The 23,949-nt window shown below is 33.0% G+C and carries 18 protein-coding genes; 1 reads left to right on the top strand and 17 read right to left on the bottom strand.

Translation table 11 applies throughout. The annotated features are described in order from the left end of the window. Positions 1-49 precede the first annotated feature (49 nt). From IRZ80_RS06135 to IRZ80_RS06055, 17 genes are all read right to left on the bottom strand, one after another. The gene (locus IRZ80_RS06135; protein ID WP_194640713.1) at positions 50-1,438 is read right to left on the bottom strand and encodes a bifunctional UDP-3-O-[3-hydroxymyristoyl] N-acetylglucosamine deacetylase/3-hydroxyacyl-ACP dehydratase; all 1,389 of its coding nucleotides are present in this window, start codon (positions 1,436-1,438) and stop codon (positions 50-52) included. Beyond that, positions 1,431-2,474, bottom strand: a complete 1,044-nt coding sequence (lpxD, locus tag IRZ80_RS06130; protein WP_194640677.1) for a UDP-3-O-(3-hydroxymyristoyl)glucosamine N-acyltransferase — start codon at positions 2,472-2,474, stop codon at positions 1,431-1,433. Before lpxD ends, IRZ80_RS06135 begins: the two co-directional genes overlap by 8 nt. A gap of 131 nt (positions 2,475-2,605) precedes the next feature. Continuing rightward, the gene (locus IRZ80_RS06125) at positions 2,606-3,835 is read right to left on the bottom strand and encodes an HD domain-containing protein (protein ID WP_194640676.1); all 1,230 of its coding nucleotides are present in this window, start codon (positions 3,833-3,835) and stop codon (positions 2,606-2,608) included. A 460-nt stretch (positions 3,836-4,295) separates the two neighbouring features. Beyond that, positions 4,296-5,345, bottom strand: a complete 1,050-nt coding sequence (locus IRZ80_RS06120) for a GntR family transcriptional regulator (RefSeq protein WP_194640675.1) — start codon at positions 5,343-5,345, stop codon at positions 4,296-4,298. Positions 5,346-5,756: 411 nt separating this feature from the next. Beyond that, entirely contained in the window at positions 5,757-7,166 is a 1,410-nt protein-coding gene (locus IRZ80_RS06115; protein WP_194640674.1) for a hypothetical protein, read from the bottom strand. An 11-nt stretch (positions 7,167-7,177) separates the two neighbouring features. Next, on the bottom strand, positions 7,178-8,368 hold the full coding sequence (locus IRZ80_RS06110; RefSeq protein ID WP_194640673.1) for a hypothetical protein: 1,191 nt from the start codon (positions 8,366-8,368) through the stop codon (positions 7,178-7,180). A 379-nt stretch (positions 8,369-8,747) separates the two neighbouring features. Further along, complete coding sequence (locus IRZ80_RS06105; protein WP_194640672.1) at positions 8,748-10,157, bottom strand: TolC family protein; 1,410 nt, start codon at positions 10,155-10,157, stop codon at positions 8,748-8,750. Next, the gene (locus IRZ80_RS06100) at positions 10,157-13,309 is read right to left on the bottom strand and encodes an efflux RND transporter permease subunit (protein WP_194640671.1); all 3,153 of its coding nucleotides are present in this window, start codon (positions 13,307-13,309) and stop codon (positions 10,157-10,159) included. The genes IRZ80_RS06105 and IRZ80_RS06100 overlap by 1 nt, the downstream gene beginning before the upstream one ends. A 29-nt stretch (positions 13,310-13,338) precedes the next feature. Next, complete coding sequence (locus IRZ80_RS06095; protein WP_194640670.1) at positions 13,339-14,481, bottom strand: efflux RND transporter periplasmic adaptor subunit; 1,143 nt, start codon at positions 14,479-14,481, stop codon at positions 13,339-13,341. A 225-nt stretch (positions 14,482-14,706) separates the two neighbouring features. Continuing rightward, positions 14,707-15,459, bottom strand: coding sequence for a LytR/AlgR family response regulator transcription factor (locus tag IRZ80_RS06090; protein WP_194640669.1), 753 nt, complete (start codon positions 15,457-15,459; stop codon positions 14,707-14,709). A gap of 1 nt (position 15,460) precedes the next feature. Further along, positions 15,461-16,558 carry a sensor histidine kinase gene (locus IRZ80_RS06085; protein WP_194640668.1) on the bottom strand — a complete coding sequence of 366 codons (1,098 nt, stop codon included), beginning with the start codon at positions 16,556-16,558 and terminating at the stop codon, positions 15,461-15,463. A 37-nt stretch (positions 16,559-16,595) separates the two neighbouring features. Then, on the bottom strand, positions 16,596-17,639 hold the full coding sequence (locus IRZ80_RS06080) for a beta-ketoacyl-ACP synthase III (RefSeq protein WP_194640667.1): 1,044 nt from the start codon (positions 17,637-17,639) through the stop codon (positions 16,596-16,598). Between the two features lie 136 nt (positions 17,640-17,775). Next, positions 17,776-18,615 (bottom strand): universal stress protein, encoded by an 840-nt coding sequence (locus IRZ80_RS06075; RefSeq protein WP_194640666.1) that lies wholly within the window; start codon positions 18,613-18,615, stop codon positions 17,776-17,778. A gap of 286 nt (positions 18,616-18,901) precedes the next feature. Beyond that, positions 18,902-20,152, bottom strand: coding sequence for an RNA polymerase sigma factor (locus tag IRZ80_RS06070; RefSeq protein WP_228520816.1), 1,251 nt, complete (start codon positions 20,150-20,152; stop codon positions 18,902-18,904). After that, positions 20,139-20,495 (bottom strand): YciI family protein, encoded by a 357-nt coding sequence (locus IRZ80_RS06065; protein WP_194640665.1) that lies wholly within the window; start codon positions 20,493-20,495, stop codon positions 20,139-20,141. Before IRZ80_RS06065 ends, IRZ80_RS06070 begins: the two co-directional genes overlap by 14 nt. A gap of 175 nt (positions 20,496-20,670) precedes the next feature. Further along, positions 20,671-21,912 carry a site-specific integrase gene (locus IRZ80_RS06060; protein WP_194640664.1) on the bottom strand — a complete coding sequence of 414 codons (1,242 nt, stop codon included), beginning with the start codon at positions 21,910-21,912 and terminating at the stop codon, positions 20,671-20,673. A 377-nt stretch (positions 21,913-22,289) separates the two neighbouring features. Continuing rightward, a complete protein-coding gene (locus IRZ80_RS06055; RefSeq protein ID WP_194640663.1) occupies positions 22,290-22,430 on the bottom strand; it encodes a hypothetical protein in 141 nt (46 codons plus the stop codon). 227 nt (positions 22,431-22,657) lie between these two features. Here IRZ80_RS06055 and IRZ80_RS06050 point away from each other — a divergent pair, with 227 nt between their 5' ends. Next, positions 22,658-23,791 carry a hypothetical protein gene (locus IRZ80_RS06050; RefSeq protein ID WP_194640662.1) on the top strand — a complete coding sequence of 378 codons (1,134 nt, stop codon included), beginning with the start codon at positions 22,658-22,660 and terminating at the stop codon, positions 23,789-23,791. Positions 23,792-23,949 lie beyond the last annotated feature (158 nt).

Raw genomic sequence — 23,949 nt, 5'->3', positions numbered from 1 at the left:
CTTGTTGATTGATTAATCGGATAAACGATTAATCAAATCAGCAAAAAAATTATTGTTTTCTGGCAATCTGTGCCATTAATTCGGCTTGAGCTACTAATCGCCCATTTGCGTATGCATTTGCCTGCATGTGACAGATTCCTCTGCGTATTGGAGTTATCAGATCACATTTAAAAATAAGTGTATCTCCAGGTAATACTTTTTGTTTGAATTTTACATTATCAATTTTCATGAAAAAAGTCAGATAATTTTCTGGGTCTGGAACTGTGCTTAAGACTAGGATACCTCCTGTCTGCGCCATTGCTTCTACAATCAATACTCCAGGCATTACCGGTGCATTAGGAAAGTGTCCAACAAAGAAATTTTCATTCATTGTAACATTTTTCATTCCTACTACGTGGCTGTCAGACATTTCGATAATTCTGTCAATCAGTAAAAACGGAGGTCTATGCGGTAACATAGCCATAATTTTATGAATATCCATCAAAGGCTCCTGATTCAAATCATAAGTTGGAACATAATTTCTTTGTTCGTTTTTGATGATTTTTGACATTTTTTTTGCAAATTGAGTATTTACAAAATGTCCAGGTTTATTAGCGATGATTTTTCCTTGAATTTTTGTTCCGATTAAAGCTAAATCACCAATTACATCTAATAATTTATGTCTTGCAGCTTCGTTTGGATAATGCAGTGTAAGATTATCTAAGATACCATTTGGTTTTACAGTAATCTCGTCTTTGCCAAAGGCTTTTTTCAGGCTTTCCATTGTAGACTCCGAAATATCTTTATCTACATATACAATGGCATTATTTAAATCACCGCCTTTAATCAATCCGTTTTCTAATAAAGCTTCTAGTTCATGCAGAAAACTAAATGTTCTTGCATTAGAAATTTCATTTTTGAAATCGTCAATTGTTTTTAAAGTGGCATTTTGTGTTCCTAATATTTTTGTACCAAAATCAACCATAGTCGTTACACTGTAATGATCACTCGGCATTACCATAATTTCACTTCCGGAAGCTTCATCAGTAAATGAAATTACTTCTTTAACTACATATATATTACGGTTTAATTCCTGTTCTTCAATACCTGCTTGATCAATTGCTTCCATGAAAAATTTTGAAGAGCCGTCCATAATCGGAAGTTCAGAAGCATCTAACTCGATGATAATATTATCCAGATCAGAACCCATCAAGGCTGCCAAAACATGCTCAGGTGTCTGAATTTTTACACCCAATTTTTCTAAATTAGTACCACGTTGTGTATTAACTACATAATTAGCATCAGCTTCAATAACAGGATGTCCTTCAAGATCTACACGAACAAATGTAAATCCATTGTTTACTGGAGCAGGTTTAAAAGTCATTTTTACTTCTTTTCCAGTATGCAGTCCAACTCCTGTCAGCGAAATTTCTGTTTTGATGGTCTTTTGTTTAACCATTGTTTCCATTTTTTTGGTTTAATATTTGTTTTTTTAACTCTTCTATTTCTTTTACCATTTTAGGTAAATTCTTAAAATAAACATACGATTTACTAAAATCAGAATATCCAAATGTTGGGCTTCCCTGAAGAACTTCGTTGTCTTTTATATTACTTGCTACTCCAGACTGAGCCTGAATACGGACGTTATTTCCTATTGTTAAATGCCCTACAATACCTACCTGACCTCCTATCATACAGTTGCCTCCTACTTTTGTAGAACCTGCTATTCCTGTTTGAGCAGCAATAACTGTGTTGTTACCGATTTCGACATTATGGGCAATCTGTACTTGGTTGTCTATTTTTACACCAGCTCTGATAACAGTAGATCCTAATGTTGCCCTGTCTATAGTAGAATTGGCACCAATATCCACATTGTCTTCAATAATTACATTTCCTATCTGCGGAATTTTATCATAAGTGCCGTCTTCGTTTGGAGCATAGCCAAAACCGTCAGCACCTATAATTGCTCCTGAATGAATGGTACAGTTATTTCCAATTACAGTTTCTGAATAAATTTTAGAGCCAGCGAAAATAATCACATTGTTTCCAATAGAGACATTGTCTCCAATGAAACTCCCAGGATATATTTTTACATTATTTCCCAATTTCACATTGTCGCTTATGTAGCTAAAACTTCCTAAATATAGATTTTCGCCATAAACAGCACTTTCAGAAATAAAGGAAGGTGTTTCGATACCGTTTTTATTTAATTTCACCTGATTGTAAAATTCAAGCAGTTTCGAAAATGCCTTATAAGCATCTGCTACTTTTATAAGTGTTGTACTTATTGGAGTTTCGGGAACAAAAGAATCATTAACAATCGTAATTGATGCTTTTGTGGTATAAATAAAGTTTGTGTATTTTGGATTGGATAAAAAAGTAAGTGAGCCTTCTGTTCCTTCTTCGATTTTGGATAAACGGGATACTTCAGCATTGGCATTACCAACAATCTCTCCTTCTAAAATCCCTGCTATTTGTTCAGCTGTAAATTTCATCTTATTGTATTGTATTTTTAAAAAGTATAAGATGGAACAGACTAAAAGTTAGTTCTCACACTATATAATAAAAATAGATTAGCTTGATTCATGGCGACAAAAATATGAAAAATAGGTTTTAAATGTTAATTTTAAAGCAGTTGTTTTGGAAAACAAATGTAATACTTAGTTACCAGTCTTGATAACGACTTCAAATTCAGCTGGTCAGATGCCTCTACAACATCTTCGATAGTTGCATCTTTATTTAAAATCCTTATAGGTTCAGCTAGTTTGTTATATGCCTGGCTTTTTATTTTTCCTTTAAATATGAAATAGCCTGCCTCAGTCAAAGAAATTTTATTTTGAGAAGCGAAACGCTCTTTCTGGTCCTGTAATTCTTCGAGTGACACTTTATCATTGGTTAATTTGATTTTTAATAAATCTCTATTGATAATCATTCGGCTCAATGAAGAGAGTATAAAATCATCATGGCTTTCCCATTCTTTTAAAGCACTGATAATATCAAAATCATCAAGTTTGGTAAAGAGTTTTACTGTTTTTTGATCAAAAGTTTCTAGGGTTACCTTGTTTTGCATAAAAAACAATAATGATTTACTGCAGGGCAAAACCATTCCTCTTTCGGTCAGTTCTTTGGCACGTTTCAGTACTTTGGTCAATATCAATTCGGCTGCTAGACTGGTTTTGTGTAAGTAAACCTGCCAATACATCAATCGTCTTGACATTAAAAACTTTTCGACTGAGTAAATCCCTTTTTCTTCAATAACCAGAACATCATCTACAACATTCATCATCTGAATCAATCTTTCGGAATTAATATTTCCTTCTGAAACCCCAGAATAAAAACTATCCCTTTTTAAATAATCCATTCGGTCCATATCAAGCTGGCTTGAAATCAGCTGCAGCATGAATTTTCGATGATATTCTCCCTTAAAAACCTGAATAGCCAGACTCAATTTACCGCTGAATTCAATATTGAGCTGATTCATCAATAATAAGGATATTTCCTCGTGATGAACATCTTCGACAATACTGCTTTCCATGGCATGAGAAAAAGGACCATGACCAATATCATGCAGTAAAATAGCTATGTATAAAGCATTCTCTTCCTCAGGGCTGATGTTTACTTCTTTAAAACGGAGAACATCGACAGCTTTCTGCATTAAGTGCATGCATCCCAGCGCATGATGGAAACGAGTGTGATTAGCTCCCGGATATACGAGATAAGACAATCCCATTTGTGAAATACGTCTCAGCCTTTGAAAATAAGGGTGCTGAACTAAATCGTAAATTAAAGGATTGGGTATTGTAATAAATCCATAAATTGGATCATTGAATATTTTGAGTTTATTTATTTGAGACACTGTCAGATGATTTAAGGAAAACAAATATAGTCAAAATAGTATATAGTATTAGGAATCGAATCACGGCATTCGCTTTTAAAAGTTTCTGACACGAATTACACTAATTTGCACGAATTAAGATTGCTGTTTAATTACACAAAATATTCGAAACTGTAAAAGTTGTAAAATTTGATTTCAATTTTGATAAGAATTAGTGTTAATTGGTGAAATTCGTGTTTATCTTTTTTTAAATGCGAATGCGTGGAATCGAATTTGTGATCTAAGTGCAAAAGCTTTGTTACTTGTCTTCTGTTTGTCAAGAATACAAATTTTATACCAAAAGAAGTTTCTGCATAATTCTTCTTTAACTTTCTGATATGTTATTTTAAATTAAAAATCATTTTGAAGTATATTGTTGTACTGTCAGTGTTGTATCGAAGCTGCCTCCATTGCAATACAATTGTAAATCAGTTTTTAGGGATTATAATGAACTGCGTTCAATATATTTAAACTCATTTTTAATTATTTCTTTTTTGTTTGATAATATCAGATCAGCGGTAAGCACTCCCATCGCTTTAAAGTCAGTGCTGATAACGGTTATGTCAAGCAATGATTTCAACGGAGTTTCATTGTATGAAACCACACCTACATCCTTACCTAGTACAAGATGTTTGGCTTTGGTCTGCTGGACTAAATCAACCAAATCCGATTCCTCAATTACTATGTAAGCATCTTTGCTTTCAAAACTTATACAATCATCAATGGTGTCTATAACCTCAAAATTAAAATTGTAAGAACTACAGAATGCTTTAAATCCAGTTATGATAGGTTCTGGATATGGAAACACAGCATTTTTCGGGTATATTAAAATGATCTTATCGTACTTTTCAAGTTTATCTGAAGCTTGTTCCAATGCATGGAAAATATCATTTTTAAAGTCCTGGCATACTGCACCATAATTTCCAGTAATCCCCTCTTTTACGGTATCCAATAAAATTAGCTTGTCTTTGGGCATATTTTGAAGCGCTTCAAAGGCTTTATCTGTATAACTGACATGATTGTTGCTTTCGTTTTTAAAATGAGGCATAATTACGTAGTAATCAAACATGCCCAAACTTTTTTTTAGTCCATCAATAAAAAGATTTTCATCACAATAATAAAAAGATACTGCGATATTACCTTTGTCCCCTATTGTATCTACAAAAGCATTACATATCTCCATCTTGTAAGAACTTGGTTTATTAATAAGGAAAAAGATATTGAGTTTATCTGAGGATTTTTTTATATTGATAAAATTACCAACGCCTTTAACGGAAATAATTAGATTTTTATTCCGCAAATATTTATAAGCCTTTTGAATTGTATCGCGCGACAGAGAGCTTGAATGGCTTAACTCATTAATTGAAGGTATTTGATGACCTGCTTCCAGTGTTCCTGAATTTATATCATTCATGATACATTCTGCTACCTGCTTGTATTTTGGCACGCTTGAACGTGAACTGACGTTTAGTTTTAACTTTTGATACTGCATTTACACTTGTAATCTTAATAATGCTTTAATCCTTGAAATAAGAGAGGATTTTAATACTCTTATATGTTTTTAACAATATTGAGCATAATCTAAAGCTTTTAAATTTTATTTATTTTAAAGCATGTTAAATCTGCAAAATAATGGTTCAAAAATAATAAAATTCTAGTCTCAAAATATAACCTTAGTTATTTATAATCAATAAGGCTAGTCTTTAATTATTGCTGATTTTAATTGAATTGAATGGCTGCTTATTTTTTTTGCATAAGAATTTATCTGATCGTTTGATTTGGTAATTGTCGATGCTGTTTTAATATCTTATTAAATGTTCAATGGATAAATATAAAAAAAAAGACACTTGGTGTAAACAAGTGCCTTTCTGTTATAAAAGTAATTTTATTTTGAGTTAACTTATTACAGCTGAACGTTCATAAGATTAATAAAAACCATTTGTTTATTGCCTTCTGTTTTCGCCAAAATTAATCTTTTAGCTTCGGGTAAATAATTCATAAAACCTTTAATTATTGTTCCATCATCATCTAAAGATTTTATTTTAAGATTATTGTCAATCGAACCGTTATTTAATCGGTAAATTCCAGGAATTTCATATTGTCCGTTTAGATGTGCATTAAGAAAAAAGTTTCCTTTAATATTTTGTACACCAATTGATTTATAACCTTCTCTAGCTGGTCGTATATTATAACCTACAGTTCTCGTGAGTTCTCCATTCATATTAAACAACAGTAAATTTGGATAACCGTTTGAATATTCCGGAACTTTGAACGTTGAATTTGGAAAGGTAGGATCCGGTTTTGTTCCGCTTTGAAAGTCACAGTCTACAAATAAGTTAATTTCATCATTTTGTATGAACAAAGTATTGAAATTAACATTCTTCAAATCCTTAATATTTCTTAAATTTTCTACAGAATTATTTTTCAAGACCTTACCTGCATTTACATCATAAACAAGAACTTTATCAAATTCTCCGCGGTTTATACCATGTGCATAATTATTAAATGCGATAAGATACTCGTTTGGACCTACTGAAAAAGAAAGCGGTTTCTTAATCTTGACATCTTCTTTACCAAAATCTTTGTTTTCAACAGTATTTCCATCTGCTATAGCCAAAACGTTTTGAGATCCGGTTTCTTTAGTTGTTCTGACGAAAATCACTTTTCCGCTATCACTTAAAACGACATTGTCTGTAAATGATAATAACGGAAAGGAAACGTCTTTCTGCCAAAGTAAATCTCCTGTTCTTCCATCTATAATGGTACATTGGTGTTCTTCTGCAATTTTCTTATTTGCAAATTTACTATAAACAATTCCGAAATAGTTTTTGTTTTGTGAAACCATTGGATAAGTAGTTCCAGATTTTGATAGGCTTTCAAAAGTATATTCGGCGATTACTTTTTTATCAAATAACCCCGTTTTTTTATCAAATGTAATTTGATGAATTTCTTTCTTTTTTGTTTTATTTGAATAACAATCGGTTAAAATTATAAGCTTCTCTTTTCCAATCTCATAACTTCCAACATAATTATGGAGTGTAAATGCGTCTTTATATGGAAATTCTTCAGTAAAAGTCTCAACTAACTGATTTTTTTGATCAAATTTTCTAATAATAATTTTGTTGCTTGACTGCATTCCGCCGTCAACATTTATTATAGAAGACATATAATGATTGTAGTTATCAACCAATACTAATTTAAAATCTATTTCTCTTGAATCGTAGTCAAATTTTGTTCCGTATTCTTTACTAATCTGGCTAAATCCAGAATAGCTTAGCAGTAAAAAAAGAAGTGCAAATATTTTTATTCTCATAATATTAGTTTTTAAGTTGTTTTATAAATTTGCTTTTCGATGGCTTTTAATTCGGTTTCTTCGCTTGAATTTAATTTGATGTAAATTAAATTTTCCTGCATCTCATTAAGTACTTTTTCTGCATCAGTTTTTTTATCTAATGCCAAATTTAAATTCATTAAATTGAAGTAAATAAACTTTGCAATTTTTGCATTAAAATCGGCTTTGGGATCTTTGAAATCAATCTTAGAAAGGGTTTCTCTCCAAATATCAATTCCTTTCTGCATTCCAGTAAAAGCTGCGGCATTAATTTGAGGATTTTCAGGGCTTAATTTTTTTAAATTAGTAGAAACATAAATATCAGCTTTTTCTAAATCATCATATTGCCCTTTGTTTTTAACTTTCTGGAGTCTTATACTATATCGGATTGTTTTAAAAGCAAATGTTTCATTTAAATAATCATTTACAAAAGCTACAATTTTTTTCAAATGCTGTTGTTCTTCACGAGGTTTATTGATGTTGTTTGTTGGAGACGAACTAATGTATTTATATTCCTGAAAAAAGATTTTATTTATTTTTTCTAGTCCATTTTGCTTTACAATAAGTGTAGTAGGCTGATTGGCATAAGTTTGTCCTGAATTATCCTGAAAATTAGTTTTTTTGATGTCTAATAAAATGGTTAAATAATTTCCGTCTTTAGTAAAACCGTCAATGTTTACCTGAGAAGCTAAAACATTATTGTCAATAATAACAAAGTTTTGAAGGTTTGGTTCGTGATAAACTGGTTTTAGCGGCGCTACATAAAGCGGTCTGTTGGGAAGAATAAGTTTAGGGGTTTGATTTTTATCCTGCAGCGTTAAACGCTCTAATAAAGTAAGTTTTTTAAATTCTTCAGACTCTGATTTATATTTAGCATTGGCTTTTGCTACATCTGCATCATAATCTGCTAATTTTTGTTTAAACTCTTTTTCACTTTCCGCAGTTACTTTATCAAAATTATTTAATTCGGTTTGAAAATCAATTTTAGATTGGGCATAAACTTCATCACTTGTCAGGTTGTAAGGTGAAGTAACTGTTACTGAATACTGGCGTGAACTGGCGTCGATACTAATTTTAGGTTCTCTTAAAATCTGGTATTCCACTAATTCAGTTGAAATACTTTGTGCATTTAAAGTAAAAAGGGGAAACAGGAAAAAGCCAAAATGTAGATAATTTAACTTCATATAATTTAGGTTTAAAATTCGCTCAAAAATAACATAATATAAGTACAAAATAAATAGTTTATATTAAAATTTGTCCTTGATTTCTGGTTATTTATTCGGTTAATAATTTGAGCATGATCCAATTTTATGAGGATTTCAAAAAATTTCAATTCAGAGCAAAAAAACTTCCCAATTTCTTGAGAAGTTTTGTGGAGTGTCAGTGACTGGAATCGAACTTTTAATACCTGTATTGACTTTTTTCGAAAGCTTAAAATGCCATTGTCTTCCAATAGTTTTGTTTCTCTTTTTGTGATATGGATGAGACTTCCATCAAACACTTTACTACAATGCCGGTTATTTTATCCGAATTTGAGTGTTTTAAAAAGATAAAAATATCTATCTATTGCACACCGCCGCCAAGTGCACGATATAGTTCTGTTGCGGCATTGAGTTTTTCTAATTTGATAGCAATAAGATCCAAATCATTTTGGAGCGCACTATTTTGAGCTACAATAACATCTAGATAAGTAGCCATACCGCTTTTGTACAAAAGATTAGCATTGGCAGTTGCTTTTTCTAAAGATACCGCTTTCTCCGTTACGGTTTCCATACGTTCATCTGCATACTTTAATTTTGACATAGCTCCCGATACTTCAGCAACTGCAGTTATAAAAGACTGCTTGAACTGAATTACTGATTTTTCCTGTTCCAATGCTGCAATCTCATAAGCAGTTCTAAGTGTGCGTTTCTTAAAAATGGGCTGTACCAGATTGACAGCGATTGTCTTGGTTATAGATCCCGGAAAGTTAAACCAGTTATCAAACTCAAAGGAATTAGCTCCAATAGATGGATTTATGCTTAATGCTGGATACATCTGCGCTTTGGCAAGTCCTGTTTTTGCTGTGGCAGACATTACGGCATATTCTGCACTTTTTACGTCTGATCTTCGGCTTAAAAGAAACGCAGGAACTCCTGATGGAAGTTTTACATCCATTTCAGCTGCATTTAAATTTCCGGCACGCTCGACAGTATCAGGATATTCTCCGCATAAAACCATAAGCGTATTTTCCTGTACCGCAATATTCGCTTTTGCCTGCGGTACTAGAAGTTCAGCAGTTTTCTTTTGAGCTTCAGTCTGATTTAAAGCCAAAGAACTGATTAATCCCGATTTGAACTGAAGCTGCATCATGCTCAAAGTATTGGTACTCAATTCAATATTTTTCTCAGCAATTTTAAGCTGTTCGTCCAATCCTAAAAGATTAAAATAAGCTTGAGCAACCTGAACAATTATTCTGGTTTTAAGTGCCGAAAGGTTTTCCTTTTGCGCAAAATAAGATGCTTTTGCATCACGCTTTTGCATGGCCGCTTTTCCCCAGATATCAGCTTCCCAGGATAAATTTAATGTCGCATTGTAATCATCAATGTAATCCTTGCTGGTGAGCTGCGAGCTTAATGATCCATTCAAAGAGTTTTTTGACTGATAGCTGCGGCTGGCACCTGCATTCAAATCAAGTGTAGGAGTTAACGCCCATTTTGCCTGTTTGTAGCTAAGATCCAATTGTTCCATGTTTTTGATCGCGACAAGCACCTCGTTATTTTTAACGAGGGCTTTTTCTATCAATTGAACTAATAAAGGATCTCTATAATATGTTTTCCACGGAAGCAGCACTGTATCACCAGTTACAACAGCTTCTTCTCTATATTTTTCAGGTGTGTTTAAATCTGTTCGTGTATATTTCTTTCCAACTACACAAGATGACAACATAATCATGCTGCAAAAAGAAATTCCTATAAAATATTTTATTTTCATTACTCGTGCTTTTCTATTTGAATTATATTTTTCTTACCCGATACTTTTTCCTGTAAATATTGGAATAGTATAAAAAGTAATGGGATTACAAAAACTCCTAATACTACACCGCTGAACATTCCGGCAGCAGCACTTACACTAATGGATCTATTTCCGAAAGCTGTTCCTCCCGAAGCAAACATTAACGGAATCATACCTACGATAAAAGCCAGCGAAGTCATAATAATAGGTCTCAATCTTGACTTGGCGCCTTCTAAAGCGGCCTCAGCAATAGTAAGTCCTGCCAATCTTCGCTGTAAAGCAAACTCGACTATCAGAATGGCATTTTTTGCTAATAAACCAACAAGCATAATAAGTCCAATCTGAACATAAATATTATTATCAAGGCCAACAGCTTTTATTCCAAGGAACGCTCCCAAAATTCCTGTTGGTATAGAAAGTAATACTGCCAAAGGCAATAAATAACTTTCGTATTGGGCGGCCAGAAGGAAGAAAACAAAAAGAAGACATAACCCAAAAATGGCAATGGTCTGGTTTCCTCCTGCTTTTTCTTCAAGACTTAATCCTGTCCATTCATAACTATAATCAGATGGAAGTTTATCTAAAACTGTTTCCAGATTAGCCATAATTTCCCCGTTACTAAATCCCGGAAGTGCCACTGCAGTAATATTTACAGCATTATAAAGATTGTAACGATTTACAGATTCCGGACCATAGACTTTACGCAATTTTACCATGGATTTTACAGGAACCATTTGCATTTTATCGTTTCTTACAAAAATCTCATTAAAAGCATCCAGATCGGTTCTAAAGATACCGGCTGCTTTTACATTAACTCTGTAAAATTTGCCAAATCTTGAAAAATCAGCCGACTGGTCACCTGCAAAATAAGTTTGGATATTGCCCAGCATCTCACGAACATTCACACCCATTTGTCTTGCTTTATCCTCATCAACTTCCAATTCCAATTGCGGAAAATCTGCCCTGAATGTGGTGTAGGCATACTGCACTCCTGGTTGCTGCATAAGCTGGCCGATTACTTTGTCGGTCATTGCTTTTAAAGTTGCCGGATCACGCGCCATTCTGTCCTGAAGCACAATCTCAGCACCACTGGTCATACCAAAACCTTCTACGGGAGGCATACGAAGTGCCATAACAGAACCTTCTTTTATTGTGGCTGTTTTTGCACTGATGATATTCAGTACGTCTTCAATATTCTTAACTTCTCCCCTGTCCTTTTTAGGTTTTAATTTAATAAATCCCATTCCATAAGCAGAACTCGCACTATTACTCAAAATATTAAATCCAGTAATACTGGTCTGTACGTCAACTGCCTCTACTGTTTTAAGCTCATTTTCAATTTTTTTGATGACTGCATTGGTACGGTCTAACGCTGTTCCCGGTGGCATTGATAAACTGTAAAGGATAAAGTTATCATCTTCCATAGGAACAAAACTTTTTGGAGTTGTGTTCATCAAAATAAATGCAATTGCACTAATGATTAACACGAATCCCGCAGCCAGCCATTTTCTATTGATTAAAAAACGAACTCCGCTGATATATCGGTTGGTCAGATTATTAAACCCTGTATTGAATCCCGTAAAAAAACGTTCTTTAAAACCCGTTTTGTGATTGTCCTTTCCATGTCCGCTGTGGTTATTCTTCAATAACAAAGCACATAACGCAGGAGTTAATGTCAAGGCATTTACTGCAGAAATAATAATGGCAATTGCCAGCGTGTAAGCAAACTGTTTGTAGAAAATACCCGATGAACCAGTCATAAAACCAATCGGAATAAATACAGCAGACATTACAAGTGTAATCGAAATTACGGCTCCAGTAATCTCAGACATTGCACTCTGAGTTGCTTCTTTTGGCGTAAGACCTGCATCTTCTTCCATTTTACTGTGCACAGCTTCTACAACCACAATAGCATCATCGACGACAATACCGATGGCAAGCACGAGCGCAAAAAGTGTCAGGATATTAATGGTAAATCCTAAAGCCAGCAGGAAAAAGAAAGTTCCTATAATGGCCACCGGAACCGCAATAGCCGGAATAATGGTAGATCTGAAATCCTGAAGAAAGATGAAAACCACTATAAATACTAAGCCGAATGCCTCTAATAAAGTCGATTTTACCTGACCTGTAGCTTCATCCAGTTTGTCTTTTGTACTCATTACATTCACATATTTTATCCCTGGGGGAAAGGATTTCTGCAAACGCTCAATTTCTTTATTGACTCCAATTTCTATATCATTGGCGTTAGACCCTGAAGTCTGCAAAATAGCCATTGTTACAGCATTTTTTCCATTAGATAAATTATTACCGCTGTAAGAAATAGAACCAAATTCAATTTTGGCTACATCTTTTAATCTCAAAATATTGTTTCCATTGTTTTTAACTACAATATTCTCATACTGTTCGGGTTTATTTTTCTTTCCCTTATATCGTATTACATATTCTAAAGCTGCATTCGATTCTTCTCCTAATTTTCCCGGAGCCGATTCTAAACTCTGATCAGCAATGGCCTGCGTAACATCTGACGGAACCAGTCCGGCATTAGCCATTTTTCTTGGATCCAGCCATACACGCATCGAATAATCTTTCTGGCCAAAAATCTGAACCTGTCCAACTCCCGGAACACGTTTCATCTGCGGAACTAGATTGATATTGGCATAATTCTGAAGAAATAATTCATCGTACTTGCTATTATCTTCTGTATAAATATTGAAAATAACAATCATACTGTTTTGCTGTTTAGAAGTAGTAAGTCCCATTCTAATCACTTCCTGAGGCAGTTTTGGCGTAGCCTGCTGTACTCTGTTCTGCACATTTACCGCAGCCTGATCAGGATCTACACCTTGTTTGAAGATAACACTTATAGAGAATGTCCCATCATTACTGGCGTTGGATTTTATGTACTGCATGTTCTCAACTCCGTTTATCTGCTCCTCTAACGGAGTTACTACAGAACGAATTACGGTTTCACTGTTTCCTCCCGGATACGAACCACTCACCATAACGGTTGGAGGAGAAATATCAGGAAATCTGGTTACTGATAATCTGGTTAGGCCAATAATACCCAATATAACCAAGACTATAGATATAACTGTGGCCAATACAGGCCTGTCTATAATTTTCTTTAACATAAAAATGTTATTTATTTTTTGAACAAAAATTAATTTTTAGCAGTTGCTTTAGATGCTTCTTTAGGAACGACTTCCATACTGTCATTTAATACATCAATAGAATTTAGTGCTATTTTATCTCCCTGTTTTACACCGCTTTTAGCAAAATAATTGGCTCCAGCACTTCCTTCAATTTCTATAGGAACCATCGCTACTTTATTGCCGGATTTTAATACAAAGACAAAAAACTTGTCCTGAATATCTTTTACACTCGCCATAGGAACAGCAACCACTGATGATAAACTATTATTAAGCACTACTCTGGCTGAACCGCCAGAACGAAGTATTTTATTAGGATTAGGAAAAATGGCTTTTAATGCAATTGTACCCGTAGTACGGTCTACGTTTCCAGAGGCAACTTCAAGAGTTCCGTGTTGCTCATAAACGCTGTCATCTGCCATAATGAGACTTACTGATTTTTTTGATTTTGAATCTTTAACAAAAGAAAGATAATCGGATTCACTTAATGAAAAATAAACGAATACAGTATTAATCTCAGAAAGCGTAGTTAATGGAACGGTATCCGCAGGCGTGACAAGATTTCCAACACGATTTGGAATTCTGCTGATATATCCGCTTACAGGTGCTTTGATTAAAGAGAAATCAGCATTGATCTGCGAAGAACCTAAAGCTGCTTTTGCCTGTGCTGCCTGAGCCTGAGCAGCTTCGTAGTTTGCCTGTGCTGTTTTTAACTGCATATCAGAATACACATTTCCTTCTACAAGAGGTCTTATTTTTTCAACTTCAAGTTTTGCATTGGCTAGATTTGCCAATGCACTTTTATAAGTAGCACGGCTGCTATTTACCTGTTCTGCAAAAACGTCGCCTTTAATTTTAAAAAGAGATTGTCCTTTGGTAACAAACTGGCCTTCTTTTACATAAATTGCTTCAAGGTAACCAGATACCTGAGCTTTAATATCGACGTTTACGCTTCCTTCGATACTACCTGGATATTTTTTTTCTACTTCAGCTGTAATTGACTGCGCCTGAAAAAAATCAACTTCTGGTTTTGGAGCTCCATATCCTGCTTCAGCTCCAGGATCTTTTTTTCCACACGCGGAAAGAAGTCCGAAAATTAATAAAACAACTAGCTGTTTCAGCGGTATATAATTTTGATAAAATTGTTTTGCCATTTTTCTTTTATTTAATTAAATAGATAGAATTTGATGGCAAAATAACAGTGAAAACGCTTAGGCGGATATCGAAAACTTACCCAAGCGTGTTTATTGAGGACTGAAACGAAGAATAGCACAACTCAAGATTTTACTGAATTGTTTTGTATAAAAATCGAAGAATATTTAATTTATTCTCTTGAAAAGACAGCAGTATTTTTCAACAGAAACTTATAGTCTATATTATTAACGATCCATCCAAACTTTAAAAAGTGATGCTTTTTCCCTGCTAATAATAACTTCCTGTTGTGGCGCTCTTTTTAATTCTATTTTGAGTTTAGAATTAAAGTAATTCGAAATAGACTTTATACTCTCTGCACGGATCAAAAACTGTCTGTTGGCTCTAAAGAAAATATCAGGATCCAATTCTTCATCCAATTCTTCCATGGTATGGGCAACCGGAATAATTGTCGTATCCTTTAGAAACAGATGTGAAGTTTTGAATTCTGAATACACAAAATCAATATCTGAAACATTTACACTCTTGTAACCGTCTCGATAATTGACTAAAAACCGTAACCTGTAAGAAGGTTTATTTATAAAGCCTTTTAAAATTTCGGAGATATCATTACTATTTTGAGTTTTAGGTAATGCCTTAAATTTTTCGAGAGCCGTTTTCAATTCATTCTTTTCAATAGGTTTCATCAAGTAATCAATACTATTTACTTTAAAAGCCCTAACCGCATATTCGTCATACGCTGTGGTAAATATCACGGGACAGGTAACTGCCGTTTTTTCGAAAATAGAAAAACTGATTCCATCAGCCAGACGAATATCCATTGTAATTAAATCGGGCATTTCATTAGATTCCAGCCAAGCGACAGATCCATCAACGGTATCGATAATATTAACAATCTCGCAAACCGGTTCCAGTTCGAGTAGTAATCTTTTCAGACGGCTTGCGTTGATACTCTCATCTTCTACTATTAAAATTCTCATACTATATTATATTTAAGGGTAGCTGCACGATATAAAAACCATTCGTCTCTGAAAAGACCGGTTCCCGATTAAATAAAATTTTATATCGGAATATGATGTTTTTCTGCCCGATTCCTGTTGAAGCCAGACTTTTTCCTGTAGTCATCTGTAATGCATTTTTGACAATAAGATTATTTCCCTCCGAATAAATAAAAATTGTAAGAGGTCTAGATTCTGTGGCTACGTTATGTTTTACTGCATTTTCTACTAAAAGCTGCAATGTTAAAGGAGGCAGATGAAATTCTAAATGATCTGAATTTACATCCATTTTCAATTCAATTTTACTGCCCATTCTTTTCTTTAAAAGATAAAAATAAGAGTTCAAAAAATCGATTTCTTCTTTGATCGTTATGGTATTTTTATCAAGATTAGAAATCATATAACGATAGACTTTTGTAATATTTTCTAAAAAAGAAGCCGCTTCATTTTGATCTTCGTGAATTAACTCTGTGAGCGTGCTGAAATTATTAAAAACAAAATGCGGATCGAGCTGTAAACGCAATGATTCCAGTTCAGATCTGGTTACCGCTTCCTGAAGCTGAGATGCTTTAACCTTTAACTCTGCTGCCTCTTCGGAAGTAACACGCCAGCGGTTCAGCAGAAAAATACCGGTATGTATAAAACTTATAAAAAAAGACAAAATCGCTGCCATCACGTTAGACTGCCATACCATTACAAGCTCACTTTCGTTGAGAGGCTTCCAGGAATAAAGGTATGCCCATAAAAAAGAGAATAAATAATTCAATAATATATTCCCAACAATGATAGACAAGAACTGCAGAAAAGCCCTAAAAATTGGTTTCTGATCCCAGCTGATCCAGTAATTAAGACTCCGTCCTACAAATAAACTCAACTCTGTCAAAATTGCACAATATGCTAACAACAGAAAAACATCAAATGTCCAGCCCAATACAAGCAGGGTATCTTGTTCACGATTCTTATAAGGATTCAGCAGGTAGTAAGTAGAAAGATATACCAGAAATACAATAGGTATTACTACAATCCTGTAATATTTGTAAAAGAAATTTTTTCCTGATTGTTTTCCAATGTTTGAATCCATGGGTTAATTTACTATATTTTTGCGAAAGTAGAAAATTCTAAGACAAACACTCCGCAGACTGCAATTGATTTACTTTAGATTTTTCGTTTTTCCGCCTTCGCATAACTCCCCATTTTATACAGGCAGCTCCCCAGGAAAATCCAGCACCAAAGGTAGTAATCAATATATTTTGTCCTTCTTTAAAATCATTTTTAAAATCCCAAAGACATAACGGCACTGTCGCCGATGTTGTGTTACCGTATTTTTCAATATTGACTTTTACTTTATCAAAATCGATATTTAGATTATCGCTTACCGCCTTAATAATCCTCAAATTAGCCTGATGTGGCACTACCCAATCTATATCTTCTTTAGTCCATTCATTTTCCTGCAATACTTCATTGCACACTTCACTCATTGAAGCAACTGCTTTCTTAAAAACATACGATCCGTCTTGATAGATAAAATGCTTTTTATGAAGAATACTGACCAAACTTGCAGGATTCTTAGAACCTCCTGCTGGAACGAGTAATGAATCTGTTCCGCTGCCATCTGTTTTTAATATTGTTTTTTGTATTCCATATCCTTCTACTGCCTTTTCAATAAGTACCGCACCAGCTCCGTCCCCAAAAAGAATACAGGTATTACGATCTTGATAATCTACAATCGAACTCATTTTATCAGCACCAACTATAATTATTTTTTGATAGCGTCCGCTTTCAATCATAGTAGCACCCATTTCAAGAGCAAACAAAAAGCCACTGCAAGCCACATTCATATCGAATCCAAAAGCATTAAGCAGTCCGCTTTTCTCACAAATTTTACTGGCAGTAGGTGCAAGTATATAATCTGGAGTAGCAGTAGCAAGAATTAAACCTTGAATTTCAAGCGGATCAACTTCATAACTCTGTATCAAATTTTCGATAGCCGCAACAGCCAGATAGGAAGTAGAATGATCATCATTTTTAGCTATTCGTCTTTCTTTTATTCCTGTTCTTTTTTCAATCCAGTCAGAAGTTGTATCAACCATTGCTGTAATTGCATCATTATTTAATATATAAGATGGGACAAAGCCTCCTACAGCCGTAATTGTTGCTTTCATTTTAAGTGTATTTTTTTATTTATAAGCTTTAATTTAGTGTTTAAAAGTTGCATTGAATGCTCGCTATCACACCGAATGACTAATCTGAAATGACAGATTAGTCTTTTAGATCAAATTTGATTTATACTCGCTTAAATTACTTTTGAGAAGCTGGGTATGACAACAGAGGGATTTCGAGTCCAGCGGCCATGATTCTGGTTTTACTTTTGTGAACAAGGGAATCCCAAAAGCCGTATTTTTGAGGAACCATTACAAGAATGTCTGCACCGTATGATTTTATCTCTTTATGTATCTCATCAATAACAGTATTGCTTCTTACACTTTTATAAACATATTTTATCTCCTGCAGATCTTCATTAGCAATCGATTTTAGTAATTTTTCGCTTTGCTCCTCTTTTAAAGTGCTTAATTTTTCTTCAACACTGAACAATTCAATCTCAATATCAAGACTGCCAACTAATTTATACAAACCACTGAATTTCTTTATTGTTGTCAAACTTAAAGTATCACAAGCATACAAGATTTTTTTTGCATTCTGAAAACGAGCATTCTTAGGGACAGCTAATACCGGAATTTGCAGATTTTTTATTACAGAAGTGGTAGTGTTTCCAATTAAATCCTGCTCTAGCGAACGTTCTGCCATCCCCATAATTATAAGTTCCGCATTAGTTTTATCTATAATTTCTTTAAGATAATCTTCTACAAATGAAAAACTGCAATAGGTAGTCACCTCAATAGCAAATAATTTAGAAAGATCATTTCCTAAAACTTTAAGCCTTTCCGTATTTTTATCAATTTGCTTCTGCATTGACTCAGCTGAAATCTGTGCATTTGCACTATGAATACTTAAAGAAAAAGAATTAAAAAGAATTAATTTTGCTCCTGCGGCTTTTGCCAGTCCAGCGGCATAAGTGACAGCATTATTAGCTGTTTCAGAAAAATTTGTAGCCACTATGATGTTTATTGGATGAGTCATAAAAAATACTATTAAAAGATTTAAAGAATGTAAAATTGTTCAATAAATCTCTTTAATAGTATAAAAGTTGACTGTACTGTCAATTTTAAGTTCTCAAACGGAATTATTCAATGCTGAAAAAAAATTGCCACTATTTAAAAAAATAAGCTGCTATCGATCATATTACCACTGCTGATAATGTCTTTTTTTTTGCCACAAAAAAAGTAAAAGTAGTTTTCTTTGATTGTGAAAATTTTACTTGGGCAAAATTCATTCTAAAGCGGACATTTGATTTTACATTATATTTTTAATCAAATTTGATTTTTTTGATTTGTTCAGTAAGGACTTGCTTTTCAAATTTGTTTTTGGTTAATCTAATGGCTATTTCAAAATGTTTTACTGCCATTGCTTTATTGTCATTTTTATAAAGATAACCAAGTAAGCTGTGGTAATAGTTATTTTCCAATAGATTAATTTTTTTTGCATCAATTAAAGCTTTTTCTGAGCCATAAACTTTTGAAAAAGCAAAAGTCCTGTTTAATGCAGCCATTGGAGAATATTCAAATAATAAAAGTTGGTTATATAATTTCAGAATATGTTCCCATTTATTTTCGTTTGTGTTTTTTGTGGTATGCCAATAGGCGATTCCTGCTTCAAAGTGATATTTAGAAATTTCATTTCCTTTGTAAGCATTTGTTAAGTAAATGTTTCCTTTCTCAATAAGTGCTTTATCCCATAAATCTATATTTTGATATTCAAATAAAATAATTTCATCATTTTCGTTTTTTCTTGTATCTAAGCGTGAACTTTGATAACACATCAAAGCAAGTAAAGCATTGGTTTTAGGTAAATTGGTTAGCTGATTTTCGGTAAGAATTAAAGTTAGTCTAATTGCTTCGCAACAAAGTTCTTTTCTTATAAGTTGATCTTTATTCTTAGAATAATAGCCTTCATTAAATAACAAATAGAGTGTTTCTAAAACAGTTTCTATTCGTGCTACTATTTCGGGTTCTTCAACAATCTTTATCTTAAAATTATCTTTGCGAAGAGCCGCTCTTCCTCTATGAAGTCTTTTTTTTATTGTTTCAGTTTTGCTTAAGAATGCGTTTACAATTTCTTCCACACTAAATCCGCAAAGTATTTGAAGTGCAAGTGAAATTTGTGTTTCTTTTGAATTTATAGGATTGCAAACAGCAAAAATCATCGCTAATTGACTGTCTATTATTGATTCATCGTTAAATTCAAAATCTTCATTTATTTCAGAATCTTTGCTGATAATTTGTGGCTTAACATTTTCTTCAAAAACTCTATTATGTTTTAAATAGTCTTTTGTTTTGTTCTTAGCAACTGTATATAGCCAAGCTTTTGGATTTTCAGGTATACCGTTTATAAACCAACTTTCTGAAGCCTTTAGGAAGGTGTCGCTAACAATATCTTCAGCTACTTCAATATGTTGTAAGCCAAAATGACGACATAAAACTGCCGTCATTTTTACAGATTCTTTTCTAAAAAGATTTGGGATAAGTTTGTCCTTATTCTTTTCGTTAATTATTGTCATCTGGAGTTACAATTGCTCTTACTTCTACATTTCCGCCAATTTTTAGAATTGGGCATTCTTTAGCTATTTCAATCGCATCGTCAATAGTGTCAGCTTTTACGATAATATAGCCATTTATGAATTCTTTTATTTCAGTAAATGGTCCGTCAGTAATTGTATTATCTGATCTAACCGTTTTTGCCTCTGACATAGAAAGTCTATTTCCTTTATCAGCTAATTTGTTTTGGGCAGCAATACTCCCCATCCAATTCATCCAATCTGTCATTACCTTTTTCATTTGCTCAGGTGAAGGTTTTGTGTCACTGTTTACACTGTTTCTAAAAATTAACGCAAATTCTTTCATTTTTATAATATTTTAAAGTTATATGTTCAAGACGATTAATTATTATGGATGGGGACAAAAAATGATTTTATAATGTAAAATTAATTTTTTATGCGAATAAATAATTTCATTTAATACAGATTAGGCAAATTGTGTTTTAAAACGGGCATAAGTAGGTTTTAAGAGAAAATAAAATTTAATTGATTGCTTTGAGTTTGCTTTTACAAGTTAAAAATTTATCTCTCAAAATTTGCATATCCTCACTCACTTTTTTATCTAAAATTTTTGCATAATGCTGGGTAGTCTGTATGTTTTTATGACCAAGCATTTTGCTTACAGTTTCAATAGGTACTCCATTTGTAAGGGTTACAGAGGTTGCAAAAGTATGTCTTGCCATATGGAAAGTAATTTCTTTTGAAATATCACATAAATCCCCAATTTCTTTTAAATAAGCATTCATCTTTTGATTAGTCAAAATTGGTAAGATTCTATCTTCATTTAAGCATTTTGGATGGTTGGCATATTTTTCAATGATTTCTTGGGCAATTGGCAATACCGGAATTTTTGACTTGGTATCGGTTTTTTGACGATTTTTAAAAATCCATTTTTCGCCATCAATACCTATTGCTATATGGTCTTTCTTTAGACCTTTTACGTCAACGTAAGCCAATCCAGTATAGCAGGAAAATATAAAAATGTCTTTCACTATTGTCAATCGCTCTGATGAAAATCGTTTGTTGTAAATTCTATTTAGTTCTTCTTCAGAAAGAAAATCTCGTTCCACTTCTTTCATTTTTCCTTCGTAGCGACTGCAAGGATTTTTATCTAACCAATCGTTATCTAAGCAAATCTTAATTATTTTCCTTAAATTTCGAACATATTTTACAGCAGTATTGTTGTTGCATTTTTTAACGCTTCTCAAATAGAATTCAAATTCGGTTATAAAGGCGTAATCAATTTTATTGATGCTGATGTCTGAAACATTGTATTTCCATAAAATGAATTCTTGTAGGTGTTTCAAAGATATTTTGAAGCGTTCTAATGTTCCATAAGCATAGCCATTACCAATAAGTTCTTCTATTTTATCATTGTGATTTTGATAAATTGGAATTATCATTCGCTCTCGCTGATGGGTTCCTAAAATTCTTGATTTGAAATTCTCCAGAGATAATTCTTCGTTTTTATGGATAAGTTCTATTTGAATATCAAAAACTTTAGATTTTATTAAATCGAGATAGTTGTTTATTGTTCTAGCTTCTTCTGAGTTGCCTTTCATTTTGGATAATTCCGGAGACCATTTCGATTTTTCAATGAATTTTTTGGAACTAAACTCGAAACGTTGTCCGTCAACCGTTAGTCGAATATAGATTGGTAATTGTCCTACTGCATTAGCTTTTGTGGTTTTCGCATAAATGTGTAAAGTGATTTTTGCTTTCATAATGGTGACCTTTTAATTAGTATTCAATTTAATTTTCTAAAGAATAGCAAACAAGATGTACATATTCTGAACAAGCATTAAACTGGTTGTTAGTACGACTATTTGCAAGGATTGAGACCATTTAGCGAGACCCTAAATTGTAAAATTTTCAGAGTCTCGATTTTGTTCCTTTTCCATTAAGATTGAATGAATAATTTGAGATATGCCCAAAAGCAAAAAGCCGATAAATCATAAGATTTATCGGCTTTTGAAACCATTTGTTGTTAAACTTGTGGGCTGTCAGGGACTGCAATCGAACACTTGATACCTATTTTGACATTTTTTGAAAATATAAAATAGGTTGCCTTGCGCTTCGAATCCCAGTTAGACTAACGCTCTCAATCTTTTGGCTTATGTATATGAGGCTTTAAAATAGGATGTTTTGGCTGATTTGGTGGTGTCACTCTTCTTCTTTCATCTGGTGTGCCATCTGGTGTTTTAGGTTTTGGACCTGGTTTAATTGCTTGAATTTTTTCCATGATACGTGTTTAGATTAAAATTATTTTTAACGAGACTTCTTGAAAAGCCTATATTCTAGATACAAATAACATCAATAAAAGTATCATCTTATTACGGAAAACCATAATTCACGAAAACTTATTTAAATAAAAATCATCAATAAATTCGTTAGATTTTTCAAGATTTTCCACTCAATATCTAAAAGACTTTCTATAAATTTAATAGAAATTATTATAAAAGGAAGTTTATGGAAACAAAGGAGTTTACAAGGAAAGAATTATATGATTTGGTGTGGTCAACATCACTTAGCAAGCTGACATTACAATATGCTTTTTCAAATGAAGGTTTAAAAAAACTCTGCAAGCTATTCGAAATCCCTATGCCTGATAATGGCTATTGGATGAAATTGAAGTTCAATAAAGAAATTGAGAAGCCAAAATTTAACTCACTTTTTGATGGAGAAGATAAAATCATATTAAGTATACGAGAAGATGGAAATCTCGTTAATGTAGACCAATCTCCACTTACTATAAGATCGAAAGAAATCTTAAGTGATTCTAAATCCCCTTTAATTGTTCCTGAAAAATTAAGTAATCCAGACATTTTAATTCAAAATACTAAAACATTTCACGATAAAAGAAAGAATGACCATTATTATAGGGATGAAAAAATTGATACTGTTTCCATTTTTGTAGTCCCCGATAATTATAGTAGGGCTCTAAGAATAATGGATACGTTTATAAAATTACTAAGATACAGAGGTCATTCATTTAGAAGAGATATAAATAAAAGAGGGCCACGTATTGTAGTAAACGATGTTGAATTTCATTTTGAAATAAGAGAAAAGAATAAAAGAATTCCTTCGGATAAACCTTATGGATCATCTACTTACATTCCAACAGGTATTTTAATTATAAAAATTGGGGAAAGTTATAAGGCTAAAGAATGGAGTGATGGTACTGTAAAATTAGAAAACCAGTTAGCTAAAATTGTTGCTAAGATTGAATTAGAAGCAAAGGAAGAGTTCGTATGGAGAGAAGAATGCAGGTTGCATCATGTTAAAATGGAAGAGGAGGAAAAAATAAGAAAGGAATTCCAGAAGAAAAGAGAGGTTGAACTCCAGAGAACAAAAGAATTATTTAATAATGCAATATATCACAACAAAGCCAAAATAGTTAGAGAATACTTGAATGAGTTAGAAACTAAAGCGTCATTAAACAATCAACTCACAATTGAATTACAAGATTGGTTAAAATGGGCAAAAGACAAAACAGATTGGTTTGATCCAATGATAAAAAAAGAGGATATACTATTATATGAATCCGATAAAGAAGATCTCATTCAGATTAAAAAAAAGGAAAATAATTTTTATAGATATTAAATGTTTAAGTAAAAAATGACAGGGTTTTAAATAAATTTATAATGATTTAAACGGCATTTAAATTCAATAAGAGGTTAGGATAGTGTCTACTAAGAGGGTCACGATTTTATGTTAAAAGAACACTGTCCCCCTATTTCATACACTATCTATGCTTTATC

It is taken from the genome of Flavobacterium sp. HJJ (genome assembly GCF_015351475.1).
In the GTDB taxonomy this organism is placed as follows: domain Bacteria; phylum Bacteroidota; class Bacteroidia; order Flavobacteriales; family Flavobacteriaceae; genus Flavobacterium; species Flavobacterium marginilacus.
Note: the sequence above shows the minus strand (reverse complement) of the source record. Positions and strands in the feature narration are given on the sequence as shown.

What these genes read in the sequence shown, in the direction of transcription:
- IRZ80_RS06135 (WP_194640713.1), bottom strand. Translation starts at nt 1,438, where the DNA reads ATGGTTAAACAAAAGACCATCAAAACAGAAATTTCGCTGACAGGAGTT.
- lpxD (WP_194640677.1), bottom strand. Translation starts at nt 2,474, where the DNA reads ATGAAATTTACAGCTGAACAAATAGCAGGGATTTTAGAAGGAGAGATT.
- IRZ80_RS06120 (WP_194640675.1), bottom strand. Translation starts at nt 5,345, where the DNA reads ATGCAGTATCAAAAGTTAAAACTAAACGTCAGTTCACGTTCAAGCGTG.
- IRZ80_RS06115 (WP_194640674.1), bottom strand. Translation starts at nt 7,166, where the DNA reads ATGAGAATAAAAATATTTGCACTTCTTTTTTTACTGCTAAGCTATTCT.
- IRZ80_RS06110 (WP_194640673.1), bottom strand. Translation starts at nt 8,368, where the DNA reads ATGAAGTTAAATTATCTACATTTTGGCTTTTTCCTGTTTCCCCTTTTT.
- IRZ80_RS06105 (WP_194640672.1), bottom strand. Translation starts at nt 10,157, where the DNA reads ATGAAAATAAAATATTTTATAGGAATTTCTTTTTGCAGCATGATTATG.
- IRZ80_RS06100 (WP_194640671.1), bottom strand. Translation starts at nt 13,309, where the DNA reads ATGTTAAAGAAAATTATAGACAGGCCTGTATTGGCCACAGTTATATCT.
- IRZ80_RS06095 (WP_194640670.1), bottom strand. Translation starts at nt 14,481, where the DNA reads ATGGCAAAACAATTTTATCAAAATTATATACCGCTGAAACAGCTAGTT.
- IRZ80_RS06090 (WP_194640669.1), bottom strand. Translation starts at nt 15,459, where the DNA reads ATGAGAATTTTAATAGTAGAAGATGAGAGTATCAACGCAAGCCGTCTG.
- IRZ80_RS06085 (WP_194640668.1), bottom strand. Translation starts at nt 16,558, where the DNA reads ATGGATTCAAACATTGGAAAACAATCAGGAAAAAATTTCTTTTACAAA.
- IRZ80_RS06080 (WP_194640667.1), bottom strand. Translation starts at nt 17,639, where the DNA reads ATGAAAGCAACAATTACGGCTGTAGGAGGCTTTGTCCCATCTTATATA.
- IRZ80_RS06075 (WP_194640666.1), bottom strand. Translation starts at nt 18,615, where the DNA reads ATGACTCATCCAATAAACATCATAGTGGCTACAAATTTTTCTGAAACA.
- IRZ80_RS06070 (WP_228520816.1), bottom strand. Translation starts at nt 20,152, where the DNA reads ATGACAATAATTAACGAAAAGAATAAGGACAAACTTATCCCAAATCTT.
- IRZ80_RS06065 (WP_194640665.1), bottom strand. Translation starts at nt 20,495, where the DNA reads ATGAAAGAATTTGCGTTAATTTTTAGAAACAGTGTAAACAGTGACACA.
- IRZ80_RS06060 (WP_194640664.1), bottom strand. Translation starts at nt 21,912, where the DNA reads ATGAAAGCAAAAATCACTTTACACATTTATGCGAAAACCACAAAAGCT.
- IRZ80_RS06055 (WP_194640663.1), bottom strand. Translation starts at nt 22,430, where the DNA reads ATGGAAAAAATTCAAGCAATTAAACCAGGTCCAAAACCTAAAACACCA.
- IRZ80_RS06050 (WP_194640662.1), top strand. Translation starts at nt 22,658, where the DNA reads ATGGAAACAAAGGAGTTTACAAGGAAAGAATTATATGATTTGGTGTGG.